Source organism: Cellulomonas biazotea (genome assembly GCF_004306155.1).
In the GTDB taxonomy this organism is placed as follows: Bacteria; Actinomycetota; Actinomycetes; order Actinomycetales; family Cellulomonadaceae; genus Cellulomonas; species Cellulomonas biazotea.
The window spans coordinates 1-1,218 of sequence record NZ_BIMR01000404.1; the positions used below are offsets into that span (position 1 = coordinate 1).

General features: G+C 80.0%; 1 protein-coding gene. It reads right to left on the reverse strand.

Features of this window, described 5'->3' with window-relative positions; all coding sequences use genetic code 11:
* Positions 1 to 1,218: bifunctional ADP-dependent NAD(P)H-hydrate dehydratase/NAD(P)H-hydrate epimerase (locus CBZ_RS19365; protein WP_130783080.1), on the reverse strand; the 1,218-nt coding region annotated here is incomplete at both ends.

A 1,218-nucleotide genomic window follows, 5' to 3' on the forward strand; every position in this document is an offset into this window, starting at 1 on the left:
GTCACGGGCCCGTCCGGGTTGGCGCGCCGGGCCGCGCGGCCGTGCACGACGCTCGCCGCGGCCGCGAGCGCGGGCGCGAGGGTCGCGTCGTCGTGCACGTCGTCGACGCGTGCCGCGAGGACCGCACCGAGCACGCCCGCGAGCACGTCTCCGGCGCCGGCGGTCGCGAGCCACGGCGGTGCGTCGGACTGCGCGTAGACGGCGCCGTGCGACCCGACGACGACGGTCGTCGCGCCCTTGAGCAGGACCGTCGCGCCGGTGCGGTCGTGCGCCTCGCGCGCCCACCGCAGCGGCTCGGCCTCGACCTGCTCGCGCGAGACCTCCGCGCCACGGTCGGTGAGCAGCCGGGCGAGCTCGCCGGCGTGCGGGGTGAGCACGACGTGCGGCGGGACACGCTCGGGCAGCAGCTCGAGGCCGCCCGCGTCGACGACGGCCGCCTCGCCGCGGTGCTGCACGCCGTCGAGCGCGCGCACGACCCGGCGTCGCTGCGCGGCGTCGTCGGGCGAGACACCCGGACCGAGCACCCACGCCTGGACCCGCCCGGGGCCGACGACCACCTCGGGCCGCGCCGCGAGGACGGCGTCGCCCGCGTCGCCGACGTACCGGACCATGCCGACCCCGGCGAGCGCGGCGCCGCTCGTCGCGAGGACCGCGGCACCGGGGTAGGTCCGGGTCCCGGCGACGATCCCGACGACGCCCCGGATGTACTTGTGCGCGGCGCGCGCGGGCACGGGCCACAGCGCGGCGACGTCGTCCGGCCCGAGCGCGGCGACGTCGGCGCGCCCGTCGAGGTCCAGGCCGAGGTCGACGACCTCGACCCGACCGGCGGCGGCCGACGCGGGCGGCAGCAGCAGGCCGGGCTTCGCGCCGCCGAACGTCACGGTGACGTCGGCAGACAGGACGGTGCCGGTGACGCTGCCGTCGTCGACGCCGATGCCCGACGGCAGGTCGACGGCGACCACGACGGGCCGCGCCCGGTCGTCCGCGGCGGCGACCGCCTCGGCGAGGACGGCCACAGGTCCCCGCAGCCCGCCCTGGCCGCCGAGGCCGAGCACGCCGTCGAGGACGACGTCGGCACCGAGCACGAGCCCGGTGGCGTCGTCGAGGCCGACGGCGCCGTGGTCCGCGCCCGACGCGCCTCCCGCCAGCCCGCGCAGTCGCCCGCCCGCCGCTCGAAGCGCCGCCGCGCCCGCGTCGTGCACGCGCCCGGACGTCGTC